The sequence below is a fragment of the Alteromonas sp. I10 genome, from assembly GCF_003201515.1.
Classification (GTDB): Bacteria; Pseudomonadota; Gammaproteobacteria; order Enterobacterales; family Alteromonadaceae; genus Alteromonas; species Alteromonas macleodii.
On record NZ_QJJN01000025.1, the window covers coordinates 1 to 1,668 of the forward strand.

General features: G+C 41.7%; 1 protein-coding gene. It reads right to left on the reverse strand.

Annotation, left to right across the window (positions count from 1 at the left end):
- Window positions 1-586 precede the first annotated feature (586 nt).
- Window positions 587-871 (reverse strand): hypothetical protein, encoded by a 285-nt coding sequence (locus tag BZA03_RS20290; RefSeq protein ID WP_110289718.1) that lies wholly within the window; start codon window positions 869-871, stop codon window positions 587-589.
- Window positions 872-1,668: the final 797 nt, after the last annotated feature.

Here is a 1,668-nt window from a genome sequence, read left to right on the forward strand (position 1 = left end):
ACCACAAGTCAGAGGGATACTAACGAAAACAGGTAAGGGCAGTTGCACCACTTTTTTTACTAAGGCAAACGAAGTTTAGGCTGACGCCTTATAACACCCCACTAAGGGGCAGTAACACGTAGGCTAAAATTTGGAGCGCAGCGACAGAGCCTACGTGTTACTGTCCCAACGAGTGAAGCGAGAGCCTTAAGTGGTTTGTTAGGTGCGTTCACAAAATAGCCTCAAATATTAAGTAAGCGTTGGTGACGCAGATTAAAGCTCCTATGATAATCATAGTATTTGGAGGCAGCAGCTCTCTTTGAGAACCTAAACTATTTTTAGCATTCTTGCCTCGGAAGATAAGGTATACACCAACCAGAATAACGATACATTTGATTATAATATCGGCGAGGACATAAGAATCCATTCAAGTTCATTCCTGATAGCTAATAAAGTGAAAATTACTGGAATATTCCATTAAAGCACCTAACTTTTCAATAACGGGCGCAGGCACGCAGGGCATAATGGCGAAGCCGCCCTGCGTGTATGCGTCCCAGCGAACGAAGTGAGCGGGTTTATTGAGTTGTTAGGTTTGTGGTTAAACATCCTAGTCCTCTGGATACTCTGATAAATAGAGCTCCAGTCCTAAACGAAGCATGATTTCCATAGACTCAATAGACAGTTTACCTCCACCACCCAATGCGTCTTCCCTTGGGGAGAAGCCAATATCTGCTGAATATTCACTTGGGGCTAAACTTCTATTTTCTTGCAACCAACTTTCAAACGCTTTCATCTGATCTGGAAGACGCCAGTTGTCTGGTAAAAGCCACGCGATAACTGTGCTTTTACCATTGTCATTTTTGTTTAAATGATCAGATATCTTAATAGGCATAAATGAAAACCTAACTTCCCACTAAGGGGCGATAACACATGGGCTAAAATTAGGAACGAAGTGACGCAGCCCATGTGTTAGCGTCCCAGCGAGCAGCGCGAGCGCCTTTAGTGTTTTGTTAGGTGAACGTAGCATGAAATTACCTTGTTAAGAAAAATAAAATCCAAGCAGAAGGTAAGCCAGTCACACTTATATAAAAAAGAGTTCGTAATAAGTTCGAGGTGTTTCTTCTAGGGATTCCAGCCATCAATATTATCCACGCAGCTATGGAGAATATACCCAAAATTAGGTTTGAGAAAAGTACAGAAATAGCTCCTACTATTAACCCTGTAAAAAAACCAATTAGTAGAGTGTTAATTGTGTTGTCTTTCAATATTAATAGCTCAATATCTTACAGGTTCACCTAACGCCCGCATAACGGGCAAAAATACGTAGGCTACAATACCAAGCGAAGCGCAGGGAGCCTACGTGTTTTTGTCCCTAGCGAGCGCAGCGAGTGTTAATGCGTTTGTTATGTTTTTTTGTCAATAGTTGCTTTTAGCCTGTCATAGACACTTTTGGAAATACCTAGCCACTCTAATAATTCTCCCCTGGTTACTTCGTTTTCATAAGAGTGCACCACCCGATTCCTAATTTCGTACATTCTCGGAATCAGAGAGGCAACTCTAGGATCCAAATCATAGTTTTTTTCGAGGTTAGAAAGTAAGCGATCAATATAGACCGTTGTGATTCGTTTAGTGTTTGAGGCTATCTTCGTTTGAGGAGATGCGTTCTATATCTAACCGTGCTTCACAGCC